This window comes from Helicobacter sp. UBA3407 (genome assembly GCF_949747025.1).
GTDB lineage: Bacteria > Campylobacterota > Campylobacteria > Campylobacterales > Helicobacteraceae > Helicobacter_D > Helicobacter_D ganmani.
Genome location: NZ_CATKCB010000071.1, coordinates 1 through 4122, shown reverse-complemented (window position 1 = coordinate 4122; position 4122 = coordinate 1). Strand labels below are relative to the sequence as shown.

The window sequence follows — 4122 nt, the reverse complement described above, 5'->3', positions numbered from 1 at the left end:
TTGTAAGAAATTTTAAAAAACTTTCACAGCAATGTATAATCTTAATTCGCAAGGACAGGAGTTTTGGCATTAATTATCCTCCAAAATTCCTATGGAATAGTTTTTGATAATTTTATTCTCCTAAATCAATCTTGTCTATTCTTAACAAAATGGGTAAAAAATTAACATTTGAAAATAGTTTTTTGTAGTTTTTTGTAAAATAAAACGATAATGTTTAAAATTTAATTGATATGCTTTAGAATCCAATGTATAATGATTTTGCTCTTAGGTAGCACGAATTAGATTTAAGAAGGAGCTTTATGAATAAAGTTTTGAGTATGGTTATTTGGGCGATTGTAGCTCTTATTGGTGCTTGGGGCTTTGGTGTTTTAGCATTACATCAAGGCGAGACAATTTCTGCAGTATGGATTGTGGTAGCCGCAGTATGTATTTATATGATTGGTTACCGATTTTATTCAAAATACATTGCAGAAAAAGTTTTAGGCTTAGACGACAATCGCGCGACTCCTGCACTAACGATGAATGATGGACGTGATTTTTGTCCAACAAATAAAATCGTTTTGTTCGGACACCACTTTGCCGCTATTGCTGGTGCTGGTCCTCTTGTAGGTCCAATTTTAGCAGCTCAAATGGGATATTTGCCTAGTATGATTTGGATTGTAGTTGGTGTTGTGCTTGCTGGAGCAGTGCATGACTTTACGGTGCTTTTTGTTTCAATGCGCCGCAATGGTAAATCACTAGGTGAAATCATTAAACTAGAGTTGGGTAAGGGCGTTGGAAGTATTGCAATGATAGGGATTTTGGGCATTATGATGTTGATTATTGCGATTTTGGCACTTGTTGTGGTTAATGCTCTTGCAGAATCTCCTTGGGGATTATTCACGATTGCAATGACGATTCCAATCGCAATTTATATGGGAATTCATATGCGATTCTTGCGACCAGGTAAAATAGGTGAGGCTAGTATTATCGGTTTTGTATTATTATTGCTTGCGTTATTCTATGGACAAGAAGTTGCCGCAAATCCAACTTTATCCGCAATATTTACATTAACGCCTGTTACATTAACCTATATAATGATTGGTTATGGTTTTGTTGCAGCAATTCTCCCTGTATGGTTTTTGCTTGCTCCTCGTGATTATTTAAGCACATTCTTAAAAATCGGTGTGATTGTGCTAATGGCAGCAGGAATCTTGATTGTTGCACCAGATATTCAATTTCCAAGTGTTACGAAGTTTATTGATGGGACAGGACCAGTTTTTAGCGGACAGCTCTTTCCTTTTCTTTTTATTACCATTGCTTGTGGGGCAATTAGCGGATTCCACGCGCTAATTTCTAGCGGGACAACTCCAAAAATGCTAGAGAAGGAATCTCACGCAAGAATGGTGGGCTATGGTTCTATGGTTATGGAATCTGCAGTTGCAGTTATGGCATTGATTGCTGCGTGTATTTTAACTCCGGGATTGTATTTTTCTATCAATGTTGCTCCTGCAGGGCTTGGAACAGCAGGAATCACAGATGTAGCACAAGCAGCAGCAGTTGCAGCACAAACGATTAACAACTTTGGCTTTGTCATTACGCCACAAGAAATTTTAGATATGGCAGAAAATATTGGCGAAAAAAGTATCTTAAGTAGAACAGGAGGCGCACCAACTTTTGCAATTGGTTTGGCAACAATTATTTCGGAAGTTCCTTTGTTTAATCAAGGCTCTACCGCATTTTGGTATCACTTTGCGATTCTTTTTGAAGCATTGTTTATTTTAACTGCTGTTGATGCAGGAACGCGTGCGGGACGCTTTATGGTGCAAGATGTATTGGGCAATGTGTATGCTCCTATTGGAAATATTCAATCTATGTTTTGGGGTGTGATTGCAACTTTGATTTGCGTTGCGGGTTGGGGTTATATCCTTTATCAAGGAATCACTGACCCACAAGGTGGTGTAAAATCACTTTGGACACTCTTTGGAGTTTCTAATCAAATGTTGGCGGGAATGGCGTTATTGCTTGTAATTTCTGTGCTTTTTAAAATGGGCAAGGGAAAACAAGCGTGGGTTGTGATTCTACCTGCCGCTTGGGTTTTAATCTCTACGCTTTATGCAGGAATTTTAAAATTACTTCCAGCCAATGGCGAGAGAGTGCATGATGCTGTAAGTCATATTGCGCTTTGGCAAATCAATAGTGCAAAAGCAGCACAAGCAACAGACCCAGCTTTAGCTGAAAGATTTGCGACGATTGCGACAAATAACTTAGTAAATGCAGGACTTTGCGCATTCTTTATGTTTGTTACCTGCTTGATTTTAATTCAAACCATTCGCATTTGTATTAAAGCAACAAAAGGTGAAATAGATATTCCACTTGCGGAATCCCCTTATGAGGAGGCTAGTAAGTATGAAGGAAAAGTTGCCGCACACGGATAAAAATCCAAAAATTATAAAAAACATAAAAGGTTGGCTAGAAGCAAATGCTTCTAGCCTTATTCAAATATATCGGCGTTCAGATAGGTTTTTTCATTTGCTTGTGGGTATGCCAAGTTATGATAAATATGTGGAACATATGCGGCAAAATCACCCTGATAAGATTCCAAAATCTCAAAGGGAATTTTTCAAAGAAGCAATGGAAGCCAAATATGGCGCAGGAAGAAATAAATGCTGATAAGCCAAATACCATAAGTTTATGGATACACTAAGGAAGTAAGCATTTTTATTTTGTTCTCTGAATTAATCTCTGCAAAATCAAATAATAATTTTCCCATTAAAACAACAAAGAAATAAAAAGTGGAATAAGAAGTGCTTTTAAATTTTAAAATTTAAAAGGAGTTTAAATGCTATCTTCAGTAAATCCTTATGGAATAGGAAATATTTATCCAAATTCTCAAGTGGGTGCTATCAAGCCACAAGATTCGGCAAAAGTAGAATCTCAAAAAGCGCAAGAGATGCAAGAATTGCCTAATTTATCGCAAACTGCTTTAGAGATTCGTAAGTTTAGTGATGGTGTCAAAGGCGCAAATGAAATGATTGGTGCAATGCAGATTGCGGATATTACATTAAATGGGTTAGGAAATCAAATAAAAAGTAGTGGAGAAAATATAACACAATTAGATAATACCGCTAAAGCTGCTCAATTTAAAGGGGAGTCTCTCTTTGGAAAGGAATTGACTTTGACTCTTGCAGGAGAAAGTGTTTCACTCTCTCTTCCATTGCCAAGCCAAATTCAAGGCTCTATCAGTGAAAGTCTGACAAATAAGCATAATGAGATTATGCAAAAAATGGGAAAAATTAGTGATTTGATTGAAAAAGCAAGTTTGCCGATTGGTGCTCCCACTACTCAAGAATTTGACTTTGAAAATTTTGACCCCAATACATTAAAAAGCTTGTTCGGGTAATGAGATTTAGCACTTGCTAGTTAAAAGTAAGTGCTAAAGAGTAGATTTTCTAACGTTGTGTTCCATTATTTCTATCAGAGATTTTTTCTTCTAAGAGTTTATCTAAAATATCTACCACATCATCGGAAGCTGCTTCTCCCGCCTCAAATAAGGATAAAATTTCTTCATTTGCGTCTAAGCCTTTATTTTTGAATAAATCTACCCCATTTTTAAAGGAATTATGCACATTTGCATGTGGAGATTCTAAGTTGCTATAATTTGGCAATCTGCTAAACATTTCTTTGCCATTTCCTTGTTCATACCATTTTCCAAGTCTGCAATCGTGATGATCGGCTAAATGCAATTCTTGATTATTATCCACAATGGCTTTATAAGCATTCATTTTAAAGAGCAAATGGTCTAATTTAACAAGCCCGATAAATGTGGTATCTAATACATTTGCAGAATTTTGGCGCACATCCATAGAAGCTTCTCCTACTTGGATAAACTTTGCAACTTCTCCATTGACTTGGTCCATTTCATCTACAATCTCTTCTGTGGAAGTTTGCACTTCAGAGAAATTTTGGCGTAATACTTGGATATTCATTTCAATTTCTTTGGTTGCTTTTTGTGCGCGTTCTGCGAGCTTGCGCACCTCATCGGCTACGACAGCAAATCCTCTTCCGTGTTCTCCTGCACGCGCTGCTTCAATAGCGGCATTGAGGGCAAGCAAATTGGTTTGGTCGCTCACATCGGTGATA

Annotated in this window: 4 protein-coding genes; 3 read left to right on the top strand and 1 reads right to left on the bottom strand. The window is 37.1% G+C overall.

Annotated features, from left to right (window positions below; all coding sequences use genetic code 11):
- Positions 1 to 299 precede the first annotated feature (299 nt).
- From Q1553_RS01525 to Q1553_RS01515, 3 genes are all read left to right on the top strand, one after another.
- The gene (locus tag Q1553_RS01525) at positions 300 to 2417 is read left to right on the top strand and encodes a carbon starvation CstA family protein (RefSeq protein ID WP_115550814.1); all 2118 of its coding nucleotides are present in this window, start codon (positions 300 to 302) and stop codon (positions 2415 to 2417) included.
- A gap of 22 nt (positions 2418 to 2439) precedes the next feature.
- Complete coding sequence (gene kcuS, locus Q1553_RS01520) at positions 2440 to 2652, top strand: KCU-star family selenoprotein (RefSeq protein WP_245944186.1); 213 nt, start codon at positions 2440 to 2442, stop codon at positions 2650 to 2652.
- A gap of 169 nt (positions 2653 to 2821) precedes the next feature.
- Positions 2822 to 3382 carry a flagellar FLiS export co-chaperone gene (locus Q1553_RS01515; RefSeq protein WP_297579131.1) on the top strand — a complete coding sequence of 187 codons (561 nt, stop codon included), beginning with the start codon at positions 2822 to 2824 and terminating at the stop codon, positions 3380 to 3382.
- Between the two features lie 49 nt (positions 3383 to 3431).
- Here Q1553_RS01515 and Q1553_RS01510 read toward each other — a convergent pair.
- Positions 3432 to 4122: methyl-accepting chemotaxis protein (locus Q1553_RS01510; RefSeq protein ID WP_300842699.1), on the bottom strand; the 691-nt coding region annotated here is incomplete at its 5' end.